This is a genomic window from Vibrio sp. 704 (assembly GCF_033339295.1).
This window is the reverse complement of record NZ_JAWOUH010000001.1, coordinates 545053-561995: the sequence shown is the minus strand read 5'-3', so window position 1 is coordinate 561995 and position 16943 is coordinate 545053. Positions and strand designations below refer to the sequence as shown.

Genomic DNA, 16943 nt, shown 5'->3' with positions numbered 1-16943 from the left:
GCGCCAATTTGATGCACGGGCTATTTAGCGCCTCACTAATATGGTGCAGTTGTCTTACAGTGAAATTTTAACCTCCTTGATTTTTAAGGAGATATTCTATGGCTCGATTCTTGTAGTAGACTTTTCACTAATAAGCACATTAGCACATGCTTTTCAAAACCTCTGCGTTGCATACCACCTCCTTCAGGTTAGCACCGTTTTGATGCATGTCAGAAAAGGGAAAGGGAATACTATGGAAGACGCACTCGCCGTAATTTTAGCAGGAGGGATGGGGTCTAGACTCAGCCCACTCACCGATGACAGAACCAAGCCAGCCGTACCTTTTGGCGGAAAATATAGAATTATAGATTTCACACTAACCAATTGTTTACATTCGGGTTTACGCAAGATCCTTGTTTTAACCCAATATAAATCTCATTCACTTCAAAAACACTTACGAGACGGCTGGTCGATATTCAATCCAGAGCTAGGCGAGTACATTACTGCTGTTCCACCACAAATGCGCAAAGGTGGTGCATGGTATGAAGGAACCGCCGATGCGATTTATCACAACATGTGGTTGCTATCGCGAAATGATGCAAAGTATGTGGTTGTGTTATCCGGCGATCATATCTATCGAATGGACTACGCCGCAATGCTTGAAGAGCATAAAGAGAAAGGTGCTAAGCTCACCGTTGCCTGTATGGATGTTCCCGTAGAGGATGCTTCAGCATTCGGTGTAATGGGCACCACAGAAAACGGGCTCGTTACTTCGTTTATAGAGAAACCTGAAACCCCACCTACTCTTCCTGGAAGCGCGACCAGAAGCCTTGTTTCTATGGGAATATATATCTTTGATATGGATGTTTTGAAAGAAGCGCTTGAAGAAGACTCAAAACTCGATTCATCAAGCCATGACTTCGGAAAAGACATCATACCTAAGCTAATTGATACCGAATCCGTTTACGCTTATCAATTCTGTGGCAGTAAAGGGCGCGTCGATAAAGATTGCTATTGGCGCGACGTGGGTACCATTGATTCCTTCTATGAAGCGAATATGGATCTACTAGAACCTGTGCCGCCAATGAACCTTTATCAGTCTAATTGGGCGATTCGTACTTACGAGCCGCAGTTTCCACCAGCTCGTACTGTATCGTCGGCCACGGGTAATGAAGGCATTTTTATTAACTCCATCATTGCTACCGGTGTCATCAATTCCGGAGGCTCGGTACAGCACTCCATTATTTCCTCTAATGTACGCATTCAAGATAGTGCAACGGTAGTCGATTCCATCATTTTTGATGACGTAGAAGTCGGTGAAGGAAGTCAGTTGGTCAACTGCATAGTTGATAAACATGTTCGTATTCCGCCACATACTCAAATTGGCATCAACAAACTTGAAGATGCGAAGCGATTTAAAATCTCAGACAAAGGTATTGTCGTCATACCTGAAAGTTACCAATTCGATTAAACGACAAACTATCACAACAAAAAAGCGCACGATAATCATCGTGCGCTTTTGTTTAAGTGCCTGTAAACATTAGGCTATAACAAATAATCCATAATAATTAGATGTTACATACCGTTGACCAGCTACCATCTGTACCCGGTTCAGCCGCTGTCCACCAGTTCGCTTGGTAAACCACACCGTTGTGGATGATCTTATCACCTTGGTTAGCGTGGCTTGGATTACCTGCCCAATCCGTTTGTGGCAGAGCTGGGTATGTCACTAAACCTGTCGTATCACACGTACCTGGTTCAGTGGTACCACCACCCGTGCCCGCATTGAGATCACCAATTGGTAGATCTGGCTGTTCAAACTTAAACGCAAACTCTTTACCACCAGAAATCACTGAGTAGTTAGCCGGACCAGAGATTGGTAGATAGTAAACCATATCAAGCTCGTAAGTGCCGCCCGCTGGCAAGTCTTTCCATGCTGGTAGAGAGAACGACACACGGTGCATTACGCCATCTAAGCCACCAATGTTGTTTGCTCGAGTATGTCCAGAAGCAATCACTTTCAAACCACCACCTGATTGGTCTTTCGCATTGTCCGGCGCAGATACTGGGATATCGAATTGGAATTCAGTACCGCCAGGGATCGCTTGACCAGTGTTGTTCGTAAACGTGATTTTCGGGTTAATTGGGTAGTTTTGGTCGCCAACTTTGAAGCCGCCAACACTAACAGTAATGTCTACTGCTTCAGTTGGTGTTGGACCAGTCGCTACTTTGTTACCGTAAGGCGTCGCAGACTTAAACTTGTCGTAGATAGCTTTGGTCATAGTGTTACCCATGTGGTATTCACCATTACCCGCCGCACAAGCTTGTTCAGTTGCATCTACTGCCGTACGATTACCATTTGCATCCAGTACGTAACAGTTGTAGTCACCGGCTAGTTCCCAGAACATGATACCGCCGATCTCTTTATCGATAACGTAATCGGCTTTCACCTCGATAGAAGCTTTATCTTCCGTAGATAGGAATACGCTCTTCTCTGCGTTCCACAACCAAGGTGCCACAGCAACGCTATCGTAATGACGAGTATAAGTACCAACAAACTTATCTGAAGGATCGTTGACAGGGTCAAGACCGTAAGCAGCTGCGTAAGAGCCCCAAATACCGTTTTCTAGGTTCTTAGCATGCCACATTGGGTTAGAACCAGCGCCCATTTCGTTTCCTTTAGGGTCGGTATCATGCCACATGTTGTCGATACCAATAGCGCCGTGACCACAGTTGTTCTTCTCACCTTCACCTGTGCCCGGTTGGCACTCTGCTTGGTTTGGTAGTGCCGCTCGGCCCCAAAGGCCATTGTCGCCACCAGTAACACCTTGCCAACCACGGGTGTAGTAAGGAACACCAATGTTGATACGACCTGCTGGCATAGAGCCACGGAAGTAATGGTAAGCCCAGTCTGTGTTCAAGTAACCGATACCACCGTATGCAGCAGTGCCGTATACGTTCCACTGCGCTAGCTCAGAGTCTTTACCTGTATCGAATAAAGCCGCGTTATGACCAACGTGATCATTCCAAGCCCCATGCAAGTCGTAAGACATGATGTTTACGTAGTCTAGATACTTAGTTACATCGAAGGTTTCCATCCCACGTAGCAAGTAACCTGAAGATGGTGCTGCGATAGTCAGCATATAATGAATACCATCTTGCGCGGATGCCGCATCAAGTTTCTCACGCAATACTTTCATCAGCTCTTGGTAAGACGCCCATAAATACTGACGACGTGGTTCCATGAAGTCTTTGTCGTAAGGGTTACCAGCACCAGCCATTGACGTCGGGTATTCATAGTCAATATCTAGGCCATCGAACTTGTACTGACGCATCATTTCAACGGCAGAAGTTGCAAACTTCTCAATACCAGCATGATTAATAGAACCGTCCGCATTCGTCGTCATGGTGTAGAAGCCACCATCAGCTACACGATCGCCGTTCGTATCGAAGTGACCGCCCGTTTCAGCCCAACCACCAATCGAGATTAGCGTTTTAACATCATGTTTTTGCTTGTAAGTTGCTAGTGCACCAAAATGACCTTTAAAACCAAGAGCAGGATCTACCTCAACGCCTGGCCAAGTTTTACCTGTAGCAGGGTTGTTAGGATCATTTACGTCGCCAACGTTTACTTTGCCGTCAGAACCAATGCTCACAAACGCGTAGTTAATGTGAGTAAGTTGTTCCCAAGGAATGTCTTTAACAAGGTAAGTCGATTGTGGGTCGTCACCTGATCGCCAACTGGTGAAGTAGCCGATTACACGACGTGGGTGATCAGCCCCCATTTTCTCACGGCCTTCTTCGTCATAAATAGAACAGTAAGGAACATCTACACCCGTTGTTTGATAAAGACCATCAGGACGACAATTAGATGTCACTGCGCCGCCGTTTACTGTTAACGTCGCAATTGCAGAATCTGCTGTTGCTCCAGCATCATCGGTTGCTCTCGCATAAACACTTAATGAGCCAGCTTGTGAAGGGGTTACATCCAGCGTGTATGGCGCTGTTGTAGCAGTGCCAGCAAGCACACCTGCAACATAAAAATCAACTTTAGCAACGGTACCATCCGCATCCGTAGCATTTGCAGTCAGTGTTACGGAACCACCCAGGTCAATAGAGCTCGCAGAAAGCGCGACATCCACTGTCGGCGCTTCGTTACCAGGTTGCGCTGATGCCACAGTTAACGTCACAACACTTGCCGTACTAACGGCACCTGCATCGTCATAGGCCTTGGTAGAGAACTCGTGCTGTCCTTCAGTTGCTGTCCACGATGCAGCATACGGCGCAGACGTTGCCTGACCAACTAATACACCATCAACAAAGAACTCTACTTTGCTAACAGTCCCATCAGTATCTGCCGCATCTGCAGCTAGGTTAACAACATCACCCGCAGTCACAGAAGCCGACGCAGAAGGCGATGTCAGAGTAACCGTCGGGACTTCATTCTGAGGTGGTTCAACCGGTCCAGTGCCATCACAAGCGCCAAGTGTTTCCCACTCGCCCCACTCACCAGATTGCGCTGGATTGTTGTTTTGCGTCCAGTAACGCGCTTTATAAGCATTACCTTCATGCTGAACTTGGTCGCCACCGTTATAAACTTTTGATGATTGCCAAGTTTCTAGAGGGGCACAGTCAACTGCTGCGTAGCTATTGAAGGCCATAAGACAAGAAGCGGTGAGTGTGCTTAGTGTGAACACGTTTTTCACTGCGTTGCCGTTTTTAAGGTGCATAATCGCTCTTCCTTAAGTTATTGTTAAAACAATACTAAATGCGCTAAACGAAGCGCATCTATACTTTTATTTCGACGTAAAATAACTTAAGTACAAGTTGGTGATTTCACACTATCTATTTACGAGTTTTCCACACCGCCTCGCAACAATCCACTAAATGATTGCAACAACGTACCTATTATTTGGCACCAGTAACTAATTTTATAACTCAAATAAATATGTCACTCGCAAATTAATAAAAAAGGTAAAAAAAGTCGCCATTTTGAAATAAAGATCACTAAGCCTTTGTTGACCTTGGCGTTTCATTAAAATGCCGCTTGTACTCGCGACTAAACTGTGATGGGCTCGTGTACCCGACCATTCTCGCTGCATCATTAACACGTCTCCCCTCTAACTGGATCAATTCGCGCGCTTTGTTAAGTCGAACTTTCTTAATATATTGCAACGGAGATTCAAGCGTGACATTGCGAAATGCTTGATGGAAAGCAGACACACTCATGTTGGCTTCTTCAGCCAATGCTTGTACGTTCAACTGTTCATGATACGCTTGATGTACACGATTTAGTGCTTTAGCTACCCTCGCGTAAGAACCTTCTTGATGTGCTAGGTCAAATAAAACATACCCCTCTTTGCTCACCAAAGTACGATACACAATTTCCTCAAGAAGCAACTCGCCAAGCATGATGACATCAAGCTCGTTACACATTGCTTTCATTAACCGTTTGCACGCATCCAACATACCTTCATTCATACGTACCGACTTAAGGCCGCAACGGGTAGCATCCAGACACTTATTACTGAATTTTTCAGCCTCTAATTTTTTAACGAGTTTATGAAGAAGCGTTGGCGAAATATCTATCGAAATGCCAAGTAAAGGCTCATTGTTTGTCGCAAACGCTTCGCACTCTAGTGGCATGGGAACCCCGACAACAAGGTAATCATCGGGCCCATATTGCACTGGTGTATCACCAATATGAATGTTCTTATGCCCTTGACCCAATACGATGATGCCGGACTGATAGACAAACGGCTGGCGATGATTCCCTTTGCTACTGCGATAAAACCATACGCCATCTATCGCTGTTTTCTTCATACCTTCTAGGTCATGCAGCCCCTGCTTTTCAACATATTGCTGCATGATATTTGCGAGAGTGTGCATTAGAGCGCTCCATCAATGACCAACGAGTTTGGTCTCTATTATCGTTTCGAGCACTATACTTCCTCTCGACTTTAACTTTCTAGCTCAAGAGCATTAATTTTGTAGAAATAGGCATATTATTTGCAGAAATCGACCTGTTAACCATCATTAATCAGGACTAATATGCATGTATTCAATCTCCTTCACTGGAAGCAAGAGGGCTAATAATGAACTTTTCTTATGTAAACCCAACCAAGATTTTCTTTGGTCAAAAACAAATCGCAGCAATCAAAGAAGCTATCCCATCCGACCAAAAAGTTTTAGTGGTATACGGTGGTGGCTCCATCAAAAAAAATGGCGTGTACGACCAAGTAGCAGAAGCTCTTGAGGGACATGAATGGCTAGAGTTTTCAGGTGTTGAACCAAACCCAACCAAAGAAACACTCGATAAAGCAGTCGCAATGGTAAAAGAGCATGGTGTTGATTTTATTCTAGCGGTAGGTGGTGGTTCAGTCATCGATGGTTCCAAATACGTAGCAGCGGCATCAATGTATGATGGTGATGGTTGGGATATCATGATTGGTAAGCACCAAGTCACTGAAGCGACGCCTCTAGCTGCAATTTTGACATTGCCAGCAACAGGCTCAGAGTCAAACATGGGCGCAGTTATCACTAAAAAAGAAACTCAAGACAAACTTCCGTTCATGTCTCCAGCAGTGCAGCCAAAATTTGCCGTGTTAGACCCAGATGTAATGAAAACACTGCCAGAACGCCAGCTTATCAACGGCATTGTTGACGCATGGGTGCACGTATGTGAGCAATACTTGACGCTTCCTACCGGTGCAATGGTTCAAGATGGTTACGCAGAAACACTGCTGAAAACTTTAAAAACACTCGGAGAACAGTTTGCGGAACGAGACGACGATATGTGGCGCGCAAACTTAATGTGGTCTGCTAACCAAGCATTGAATGGGTTAATTGGTAGTGGCGTTCCACAAGACTGGGCGACACATATGATCGGCCATGAATTAACCGCTCTATGGGGCGTTGATCATGCGCGTTCTCTTGCAATTGTCCAACCATCGTTACTTCGTAACCAAATGCAGTTTAAGCGCCCTAAGTTAGAACAAATGGGTCGCAACGTATTTGCTCTTGAAGCAGGTGAGGATTTAGCAGAGCGCACAATCGAAGCTATCGAAGCGTTTTATCATCAACTTGATGTCGCAACTAAGCTCGAAAACTATGGTGAGAGCCGTGAACAAGCTATCGATGCCATCATTGATCAACTAAACAAACACGGCATGACTGTTTTAGGTGAAAACCAGGCGATCACACTTGAACGTAGCCGAGAAATCTTAGAGTTAGCTGTCTCATAACTGCAACAATTCTTCACTGCCCTTCCTAGGGTTTAACGGTATTGTGACTTAACAGTCACAATACCGTTTTTTTATGCTATTTTGTAAGCCACATCACGTTCAAAACGAGGAGGCTTCTAAAAACAACGATTCCCTCCAGACAAAAAATCGGCCGTGTTGGTTAGTAAAGAGACAACTGTCCAGCTTTACACAAATAAAAATAATTGAGATCAAAGAACGAGTTAACTCGTTAATTAAGTTTTGATTTGTTGTAGTGATGTACTACATAATTTTGTCTGTTCGAGAAAACACTTTATGTGGCTAGTTGTTGTCGTATTAGCATTCATACATATCATCAGTATCCGTAAAGGCTCTAAATGGCTCTTTTACGTTTCTAAACCATTACCAGTGCTCTGTATGCTTGGTATTTTAATTCAGTCCCCGGCTTACCCAATGCCATATGCGCATTGGATTTTGATTGGCTTATCGCTCTCGTTGCTTGGTGACGTGTTATTAATGCTCCCTAGAGACAAGTTCATTACAGGATTAGTGCTCTTTTGCTCTGCCCATCTCTCCTATAGTTATGGTTTTGCCATCATGTCAGCGTGGCATTTTACACCTTGGCTCCCAATTGCCTTGTTCGGACTCGGTATATGCGTCTACTGGTTGTTCCGACCGGATCTCGGTAAAGAAAAACGGCCAGTTGCTAGTTATATATTGGTACTGATGACTATGTGCTGGGCTTCGATCGAGTATTATTTGAGTGGGAAAACACAATCCTCCTCTTTTGCAGTGCTCGGAAGCTTTATCTTTATTATCTCTGGCATCGTATTGGCTTTCGAACGCTTTGGAGGACGGTCAATATTTTCACGACAAGTTGTCATGGTGACCTACTATTCTGCACAGACACTAATGGTTATGTCTGTTGTTGCGATTGTTGTTCGTTATCCGTATCTCGTTGAACTGAGTTAGTCATACTCTAGACTCTAGACTGCACCAACATTAAAGAAACATGGATGTATCTTGTAAGCGATCTGAATAGAGTCTTAAAATCATCGCCTAAACATTAGCTTATTCTTAATGAAATTACGCGCACAACTTGCTATTGTAAAAGGATATTTTTCCGTTATAGCGTGCCCCTTTGAAAGAGAATACTCCCGTCGTTGAGTTTAGCGACGTAAATAAGTGGTATGGCGATTACCACGCTCTAAAAGACATCAACTTCTCCGTGCATTCTGGCGAGATCGTCGTGGTGTGTGGCCCTTCAGGTTCCGGAAAATCAACGCTCATTCGTTGCATCAACCATCTTGAATCGATTCAAGAAGGCCAGCTTCATGTGTTCGACCAGCCTTCTCACGCAAAATCTCTCAAGCCCGGTAAAATCGGCATGGTGTTCCAACACTTTCACCTTTTTCCTCACTTGACTGTACTGGAAAACCTCACCTTAGCGCCGATTCGCACACTCAAATTATCAAAACAAGAAGCTGAAAAACGCGCAAAACATTACCTAAAGCGAGTCAATATTGAAGAGCAAGCGAGTAAGTATCCTATCCAGCTTTCTGGCGGTCAGCAGCAACGCGTCGCGATTGCCCGCTCCTTGTGTATGGAACCGGATTTACTCCTGTTTGACGAGCCAACTTCAGCGCTTGATCCGGAAATGATCAACGAAGTGTTGGATGTCATGGTTGAGCTGGCTCAAAGCGGAATGACGATGATTTGCGTCACGCATGAAATGGGATTTGCCAAAAAAGTAGCGAACCGCGTGGTATTTATGGATGAAGGCCAAATCTTGGAAATGAACTCTCCAGTCGCCTTATTTGAGACACCACAGCATCCACGCACCCAAGCATTTTTGAACCAAATTTTAAGTTACTGATGATAGTTCGCGTAATCAAACCTGTCCTTCAAGCTTTACTGCAAATGACGCTCCTCTTCATAGCGATTGTGTGGGTGTTGGACTCTGGTGCCGACGCTATGGGCTATCAATGGCAATGGGAGCGCGTACCTGATTACATCGCTTTTTATGAAGATGGCGAATGGTGGCCGGCAGAACTTATTGATGGGCTATTGGTCACGCTTAACATCTCGGCTATTAGTCTATTTTTTACCTTAGTGTTGGGGTTGGTCACCGCGTTACTAAGGCTTAGCGATTCGAAAGTCGGCAATGTTATTGGTACCACTTATGTCGAAGTAATACGTAACACGCCGTTGTTGGTGCAAATCTATTTACTCTACTTCGTGTTTGGCCCCGTGATTGGTTTGGACCGATTCAGCACCGCCGTTTTGGCATTATCCCTTTTCCAAGGTGCCTACACCGCGGAAATATTCCGTGCAGGTTTAAACAGTATTCCTAAAGGGCAATTCGAAGCAGCACAAACTCTCGGACTATCACCGTTTTACACCTACAAAGACGTAATTTTGCCTCAGGTTTTACAGCGCACATTACCGCCATTAACCAATGAAGTGGTTTCTTTGATCAAAAACTCTTCCATTGTAAGCGTGATGGCGATTTTTGATCTAACAACACAGGCACGCAACATCGTCTCAGAGACGGCGATGCCGTTTGAAATTTGGTTTACCGTGGCAGCAATTTATCTTGCTCTCACTCTGTCACTTTCTGGGTTGTCTGCATGGCTAGAACACAAACTCGGAGCCAGTTGGCGCAAATTATAAGGAGATAACATGAAGTTATTCAAAGCGACCATTACTGCATTATTAGGGCTAGCCATCGCTATGCCTACAATCGCGAAAGAAGATGTCGCCACAACCAATGTAGATCAAATCAAAGAACGAGGCACTTTGCGCGTTGGTATGTCAACATTTGTACCTTGGGCAATGCGTAACAAGCAAGGTGAGTTAATCGGTTTTGAAATCGATGTTGCCAAACGCTTAGCACAAGATTCAGGTTTGAAAGTGGAATTCGTACCGACTGCGTGGGATGGCATTATTCCCGCACTACTGGCGAAAAAGTTCGACGTGATCATCGGTGGCATGTCGGTTACGCCTGAACGTTCCAAAAGCGTGTTGTTTACTGAGGCCTACTCGCACTCAGGCGTTCAAGTAGCAGCAAACAAAGAACTCGCCTCTGGTTTTAGCGAATTTTCGGATTTTGACTCACGACGCGTAAAAATTGCGGCTCGTCGCGGCGCATTCACCGTTCAAGTAGCCAGAGAAACCTTCCCGAAAGCGAAGATCCTGCAATTTGATGACGACGTGCAAGCGTTCCAAGAGGTGCTGAATGGTAACGCCCACGCGGTCATTGCTTCTAGCCCAAAACCAGAACATGAGACAGTGAAACACAGCGACAAACTATTCCTTCCATTCTCTGAGCGACTATCACAAGGCAACGAAGCCTTTGCAGTTCGCTTGGGGGAAGAAGATAAAAAGGCCTTTTTCAATAAATGGATTGAAGCAAGAACCCAAGATGGATGGTTAAAACAACGTTATGAATACTGGTTCTCGACATTAGATTGGCAAGATCAAGTCGCGCAAGGCCAGTAATCTAAATGGCTCGTGGACGCCGCGAGCCTATACTCTCCAATCATCCATTTTACTTTTCCATAACTTATCGGAGTCAAATTTTTGGGCGAACACACTACCACTCGCACAGCACCCGCGAAATCCAGCACAGGCTACCTTTTACCGCAATTAAACACACTAGACTGGGTACTACTTGTTATGTGCGGTATCGGTGGTGTTTGGCTGTACCATCGGTCCGCTGTTGGTGTGCATTATTTGTGGCAGTGGAAAGAGGCGCTTGAATTACTTTTCACGCCTAGAGCAGGTGGTGGTTTGCCCTACTTCTTCCAAGGTTTGATTTCGACGTTAAGGCTCAGTATTTGGGGCATCAGCTTCGCATTAGTGTTTGGCACTTTGTTAGGCTTAGCACGCTTCTCTCGTTCCGTTTGGTTGCGCACACCTGCCAATGCGTTTATCCAGTTAGTGAGAAACATCCCTCCGTTGGTGTTTGTTTTTATTTTCTACTTTTTCATTTCTAACCAATTGATCCCGTTACTCGGTTTGGAAGATCTTCTACGAAACTACAACGGCGAACCAAATGCACTACAGCGCTTTCTGTTTGGGCCTTCAAACCTTTGGGAAAACCTTGCCTCTGGCGTATTATGCGTCGGCTTACTCTCTTCTGCCTACATTGCAGAAGTTGTGCGCGGTGGTTTACAAAGTATCGACCAAGGTCAGTGGGAAGCGGCTGACTCATTGGGCTTGTCTCGATGGGTGAAATACCGATTTGTTATCGCGCCACAGGTGCTTAAATCAATAACACCTGCACTTGCCGGTCAAACAATCTCTTTGGTGAAAGACACCTCTATTGTTTCACTGATTTCGATACAAGAAATGACGTTTGTTGGGACAGAGATGGCAAATTCATCAGGGTATATATTTGAAATCTGGTTGATTGTCGGCCTTGCTTACTTCTTAATCTGTTTTGGTCTGTCACTTATTTTCCGCCATATTGAAGCAAAATCGGAAGCCATTTCAAATTAACTCAACCGCATATGTAATTAGGCACATTTGATTCTTCAAATCAGAATTGCACCCTGTTACATTGGCAAGATGCTAAATTTTCGGCGTTTTTCATGGAGTTAAAGAATCAATCCGACTACGAGCGATACATAAAACAAGATAATCTTGGTGAATATTACGTAGTTCTCAATCAATTCACTTTTCACAGTGTTTATCAGCCAATTTTTGATAGACGCCAACGTATTATTGGTATGGAAGCCTTACTGCGTATTCGTGGCATTGATGGTTCCCTAATTCGTCCTGACGTGTTTCTGGCCAATAATGCTCTTGATCCCTACTTTCGCTTATGTGTAGAGTTTTTATCCAGAGCAATGCACATTCGAAATTTTGCACGCTATTTCGCAGGGACACCGATCAAACTGTTTCTTAACGTCATGCCTCAAACGCTACTCACGCTAACCAAAGACATGGGCTTTAAAGATAACGGCCTGCTTTACAAACGCCTTTCCGAACTTGGTATGAGCCCATCAGACGTAGTTTTTGAAGTAGTCGAAGAGTCATGCGGAAATACGGATTTATTAATCAAAGCCGTACAGTTAATGAAAGCGAATGGTTTTATCTTTGCTATCGATGATTTTGGCGCCCAACATTCTGATATCGCACGTGTTCAGCAGCTCTGCCCTGACATCATCAAAATCGATCGTTCCTATTTGCTAGACTACTGCGCCGGAGAAACCTTTTCCATACATAGCGCCGTTGATCTAGCGGATCATATGGGAGCAAAAGTCATTATAGAAGGGGTTGAAGAAGACGTGCAACTACAAGCTATGTATCAACTTAATTTGGATTATTACCAAGGCTTTTACTTAGGAAAGCCTTGTGCCATTCATCACTGGACAGATAGCCTAAACATCGAGACGACAGTGCATTAACACTACCCACTTACAGCACAGTGAAACCAAAAAAGCGCCGATATAATATGCTCGGCGCTTTTTAGTTTTACTCAGATGTCACTTATTTAGTTAAGCGTTCATTTCCCTAGAAAAAATCAATAGAATTACGTCCGCTCTTCGGATCACGAGTGGCTTGCGGTTTGTCTTCTTTTTTGCCTTTCTTAGCAGACTGAGACAACGCTTCTTTCTGCGCTTTACGCTCTTTATGTGCCGCTTTACGGCCTGTTGATTTAGGACCAGAGGCTTTGGGTGACTTACTTTGACGAGACTTATCTTTACGAGAAGACTGTGCTTCTTTTTTCGCTTTCTTTTCTGCTTTTTGCTCTGCCGTTTCAGGTTCGGTTACTGGCGCATCGCAAACCACAACATAATATTCCTGGTTAAACTCAAAAAAGTCACCATCATACATCTTGCGGCGCTTACGTGTTTCTAGTTCACCATTCACCGCGACATAGCCTTCCTCGATGATATGTTTTGCTTCGCCGCCACCGCTGACCAAGTTTGCGATTTTAAAAAGCTTGTATAGTTCGATTGGATGCGCATCAACATCGATGCCAATCGCTTCGATCTCAATCTCTTCGCCTTCTAAATACTCTTCGTGGTCGTAATCTTGGGTCATGTTACTTACTCTTACTATTTGATGCCCTGAAGTTTAAACGCAATGCTTAAAAATAGAAACCTCTGCCGATGTTCAATCACCGATTCGCCTTGGCATTTGAGCACCTCTTAACCCATTTAACTTGTCGCTCGTTAGCTTGTATACCGATGCGTAGCTCAAACGAAGCTGCAATTACGCAACCTGAAGGTATATACTCTCTAAGTTATTGTTGAAAAGAGTGAATACTTTGTCTCAACCAAGTAGAATTACCTTTGTCACTGCGAACTTGTTTAATTTTGTCGCACCGCCTAACGCCTACTATGATTTCGAGAACATATACTCGTTAGAGCAATGGCGAGACAAACTTTCGTGGACGCAACGTCAAGTTGAAAAACTGGAAGGCGACGTGATTGGCTTACAAGAAGTGTTCAGTATCGAGAAGACCCAGGCATTCTTTTCAACCATCGGCTACCCCTACTTTGCGACCGTTGACACCCCACATGTTGAGGATGAGTACATTTACTCAAGCCCTGTTGTGGCAATCGCCTCTCGGTTTCCAATAGAAAAAGTACAAGCGGTAGAGTTTGACTTAGCAACGCTTGAGCCTTTTGGAGTAAGTGTTGCTCCAGAGTTCAGTCGCAAACCTATCTATGCCCAAGTAATACATCCTGTACTTGGTCATATCGCCGTTTACGTAACGCACCTGAAATCTCAACGCCCGGCCGACTCAGAACAACCAGAAACGTCTAGCACGATTATTGGGCGCTGGTTATCCACCCAGCAAAGAGGCTGGGAAGCAGCGATGTTAAGAGACGCGATGCAAAAGAGGTATCGAAAAGAACCAATGCCGACAGTGTTAATGGGCGATATGAATCAACCTATCACTCCTATCAGCGTTAACAGCGCATTGGTATCCAATACTGGTGACAGCGTCACTGAATTACAACTCAAAGATGGTTGGTTATTGCAAAGTGCCCCCCTGAAGGATGAACGCCCAGCCACGCACTATCATTTTTCCACTGGGAATGTACTCGACTATATCTTGCTCTCACAAGAGTTTGACACCTTATCAGATATATCGGTTGCCGAGGTTGTTGACTATCAGGTGTCTAACCAACATCTGATCAACCCGATTTATGACAGAGATAAAAACGCCAGCGACCACGCATTTGTGGCGCTGACGGCTGAAGTAAAGCTTTGAGCAACCTATTTAGTTACTTAGTGACGTTTCACAATTTTACGCGGGATAAGTTCTACGCCAGGCTTGTAACGCTTAGCGGAAGCATTGAGTGCTAACTCCATTGCGCTGTCCGCGATCAACTCAAACTGTTGAGGCAAAGAGTTGATTTTCACAGGCAAGAAGTCCAGCAGTCGATTATCACCAAATGTCGCTAAACGCACCTTTCCCATCAGTTCTGGTTTTTCTAGCATTACATCCAACACACCTTCTAACAGTGTGTATGACGTTGTAACAATGGCATCTGGCAATGCGTTCTCTGTTAACCATCTCTCTAAGACTTTCTTGCCTTCTTCCCGGGAGAAGTGTTGTCCATAACCCACTGTTGCCGTTTTACCACCTTGTTGAGAAGCAGATAGAAAACCAAGCTCACGCTCTTTTGAGATTTGAAGATCTTGCAATGCACCGATTAAGCCAATGGACTTTATATCCTCTGACAGTACTGACTGAGTGAGTTCAAGTGCGGCATCAAAATCTTCGCTGATGACACAACAAAAGTGCTCATCATCCATTGGACGGTCTAGCGCGATAACTGGCGTACCAGAATTTTGCAACTTAAGATAATACTCGTTTGCAGTGGGCATACCACTTGCCACAAACAACGCATCAATACGACGACTGACTAATGCTTCCGCCACCTTTTGCTCTGTATCAGGATCATCATCAGAGCAGCCAATCAAAATTTGGTACCCCGCTTTCCGAGAGTTCTGCTCTATCAACTTTGCAAGACGCGCATAACTGGTGTTCTCTAAGTCTGGGATGATAAGCCCAAATGAGCGTGAATTACCTGCCCGCAAGGAAGACGCCGCATGATCTGGCTTATAATTGTACTCATCTACAACGGCCATCACCTTTTTCTGAGTCTTCTCGCTGATGCGGTATTTCTGCGCTTTTCCGTTAATCACATAGCTAGCAGTTGTCTTAGAAACACCCGCTAATTTGGCTATTTCATCCAGTGTCATATTCTAAACCTTATTCTGTGCGCGCGATCATATTAATACATCAACGATCTTTCGATAAGTTGAATTATAAGCTGAACCGATTCAGTATAAAAGCTGAAAGGATTCAGCAAAACTTAAAAATTGACGTAAATCACCTGAATACACAACAAACCAATTTGTAGGCTAGGCTATAGGACAGCGGCAAAGGCTCGTTTGTTAACGTCAGTTTTTAAAACAGTTTTTCTGAGTCTTTTAAAAAATTTACCAACAAGCTGAATCGATTTAGCTTGAAAGATAAAAGGTTTGAGGAGTGATAAGCGCTCAGAAGAAGCGGCGTTCAACTTCTCACACAGAATACATTTTTAAATTGATACCTTAAGGCTGGAGAAGCACCATGCTTAAGCTAAATAAGAACGACATTACCCTCTCGCAATCAGCGACAGATAAGTTTGAAGCAATAAAGAGTATTGCTCATAGCCTGACTGATAAAGGCCTAGTTGAACGCGGTTACGTTGAAGGCATGCTAAACCGTGAAAACCAAAACTCTACGTTTTTGGGGAACGGTATTGCCATACCGCACGGTACAACCGACACTCGTGCAATGGTGAAAACAACGGGTGTTGCTGTGCACCACTTCCCACAAGGTGTCGACTGGGGTGATGGCAATACTGTGTTCGTCGCTATCGGTATCGCAGCTAAATCTGATGAGCACCTTGGCATTCTTAAACAGCTCACCAAAGTGCTAGGCGCAGATGGCGTAGAAGAACGTCTGCGTAATGCAAAAAATGAAGACGAAATCATCGCCCTACTGCACGGTGATGTTCAGCTTGAAGCAGACTTTGACGCTTCTTTAATTCAACTGATGTTCCCTGCGAGCGACATGCTACAGATGAGTGCTGTTGCTGGTGGTCTGTTGAAAAATACGGGATGTGCTGATAACGAATTCGTTGCAGATCTCGTTACCAAACAACCAACTCACTTAGGTAATGGCCTGTGGTTAATTGGCAGTGACAAACATGTCACTCGCACAGGTGTGTCATTTGTCTCGACGGCAAACGACTGCGAATATGAAGGTCAAAAAGTGCGTGCACTTGTCGCGTTCGCGGCATGTAACAATGCTCACCAACCTATCCTAAAAACGCTTTCTAATATTGTGTTTAACAATGAACACGGCAAGCTTTTAGATGCATCAATAGAACAGATTCTTGCTTTGTTCAAAGGTGAAGAAGTCACAGCTGCATCTTCAGAAGAAGGCAATACCGCTGTATTTAAAATCAAAAACTCTCACGGCCTACATGCTCGTCCGGGGGCAATGTTAGTCGCAGAAGCGAAAAAGTTTGAATCCACTATACGTGTTTCCAACCTAGACGGAGATGGAAAAGCAGTAAACGCGAAGAGCCTAATGAAAGTCATCGCGCTGGGCGTTAAGCACGGTCACCAACTTCAATTTACAGCAGAAGGCCCTGATGCGCCGCAAGCCTTGGAGTCTATCGGAAATGCAATCGCTTCTGGCCTTGGTGAAGGTTAAGG

Annotated in this window: 14 protein-coding genes; 10 read left to right on the top strand and 4 right to left on the bottom strand. The window is 44.6% G+C overall.

Annotation, left to right across the window (positions count from 1 at the left end):
• Positions 1–232 precede the first annotated feature (232 nt).
• Complete coding sequence (glgC, locus tag R7R24_RS02290) at positions 233–1450, top strand: glucose-1-phosphate adenylyltransferase (RefSeq protein WP_025767797.1); 1218 nt, start codon at positions 233–235, stop codon at positions 1448–1450.
• Between the two features lie 97 nt (positions 1451–1547).
• On the opposite strand, the gene R7R24_RS02285 is transcribed toward glgC, so the two are convergent.
• Together R7R24_RS02285 and R7R24_RS02280 are read right to left on the bottom strand one after the other, a co-directional pair.
• Positions 1548–4709 carry a chitinase C-terminal domain-containing protein gene (locus R7R24_RS02285; RefSeq protein ID WP_025767798.1) on the bottom strand — a complete coding sequence of 1054 codons (3162 nt, stop codon included), beginning with the start codon at positions 4707–4709 and terminating at the stop codon, positions 1548–1550.
• Between the two features lie 277 nt (positions 4710–4986).
• A complete protein-coding gene (locus tag R7R24_RS02280; RefSeq protein WP_005376392.1) occupies positions 4987–5868 on the bottom strand; it encodes an AraC family transcriptional regulator in 882 nt (293 codons plus the stop codon).
• 206 nt (positions 5869–6074) lie between these two features.
• On the opposite strand from R7R24_RS02280, the gene R7R24_RS02275 reads away from it, so the two are divergent.
• The 7 genes from R7R24_RS02275 to R7R24_RS02245 all read left to right on the top strand — a co-directional run bounded on the left by R7R24_RS02275 (position 6075) and on the right by R7R24_RS02245 (position 12616).
• Positions 6075–7223, top strand: coding sequence for an iron-containing alcohol dehydrogenase (locus R7R24_RS02275; RefSeq protein ID WP_005376393.1), 1149 nt, complete (start codon positions 6075–6077; stop codon positions 7221–7223).
• Between the two features lie 294 nt (positions 7224–7517).
• Complete coding sequence (locus tag R7R24_RS02270; protein WP_005376394.1) at positions 7518–8174, top strand: lysoplasmalogenase; 657 nt, start codon at positions 7518–7520, stop codon at positions 8172–8174.
• Between the two features lie 169 nt (positions 8175–8343).
• Positions 8344–9078, top strand: a complete 735-nt coding sequence (locus R7R24_RS02265) for an amino acid ABC transporter ATP-binding protein (protein WP_005376395.1) — start codon at positions 8344–8346, stop codon at positions 9076–9078.
• Positions 9078–9875, top strand: coding sequence for an amino acid ABC transporter permease (locus tag R7R24_RS02260; RefSeq protein ID WP_005376396.1), 798 nt, complete (start codon positions 9078–9080; stop codon positions 9873–9875). The genes R7R24_RS02265 and R7R24_RS02260 overlap by 1 nt, the downstream gene beginning before the upstream one ends.
• Positions 9876–9884: 9 nt before the next feature.
• Positions 9885–10703: a transporter substrate-binding domain-containing protein gene (locus tag R7R24_RS02255; protein WP_005386070.1), complete on the top strand. Its 819-nt coding sequence runs from the start codon at positions 9885–9887 to the stop codon at positions 10701–10703.
• An 81-nt stretch (positions 10704–10784) separates the two neighbouring features.
• Complete coding sequence (locus R7R24_RS02250; RefSeq protein WP_005376398.1) at positions 10785–11705, top strand: amino acid ABC transporter permease; 921 nt, start codon at positions 10785–10787, stop codon at positions 11703–11705.
• Between the two features lie 92 nt (positions 11706–11797).
• Positions 11798–12616 (top strand): EAL domain-containing protein, encoded by an 819-nt coding sequence (locus R7R24_RS02245; protein WP_005376399.1) that lies wholly within the window; start codon positions 11798–11800, stop codon positions 12614–12616.
• Positions 12617–12722: 106 nt separating this feature from the next.
• On the opposite strand, the gene R7R24_RS02240 is transcribed toward R7R24_RS02245, so the two are convergent.
• On the bottom strand, positions 12723–13256 hold the full coding sequence (locus tag R7R24_RS02240; RefSeq protein WP_005376400.1) for an RNA-binding S4 domain-containing protein: 534 nt from the start codon (positions 13254–13256) through the stop codon (positions 12723–12725).
• Positions 13257–13482: 226 nt separating this feature from the next.
• Here R7R24_RS02240 and R7R24_RS02235 point away from each other — a divergent pair, with 226 nt between their 5' ends.
• On the top strand, positions 13483–14436 hold the full coding sequence (locus R7R24_RS02235; protein WP_005376401.1) for an endonuclease/exonuclease/phosphatase family protein: 954 nt from the start codon (positions 13483–13485) through the stop codon (positions 14434–14436).
• A 17-nt stretch (positions 14437–14453) separates the two neighbouring features.
• Here the strand turns inward: R7R24_RS02235 and cra are convergent, their stop codons facing one another.
• Entirely contained in the window at positions 14454–15434 is a 981-nt protein-coding gene (gene cra, locus R7R24_RS02230; RefSeq protein ID WP_053349129.1) for a catabolite repressor/activator, read from the bottom strand.
• A gap of 373 nt (positions 15435–15807) precedes the next feature.
• Here cra and fruB point away from each other — a divergent pair, with 373 nt between their 5' ends.
• Entirely contained in the window at positions 15808–16941 is a 1134-nt protein-coding gene (gene fruB / locus R7R24_RS02225) for a fused PTS fructose transporter subunit IIA/HPr protein (protein WP_054577869.1), read from the top strand.
• Positions 16942–16943 lie beyond the last annotated feature (2 nt).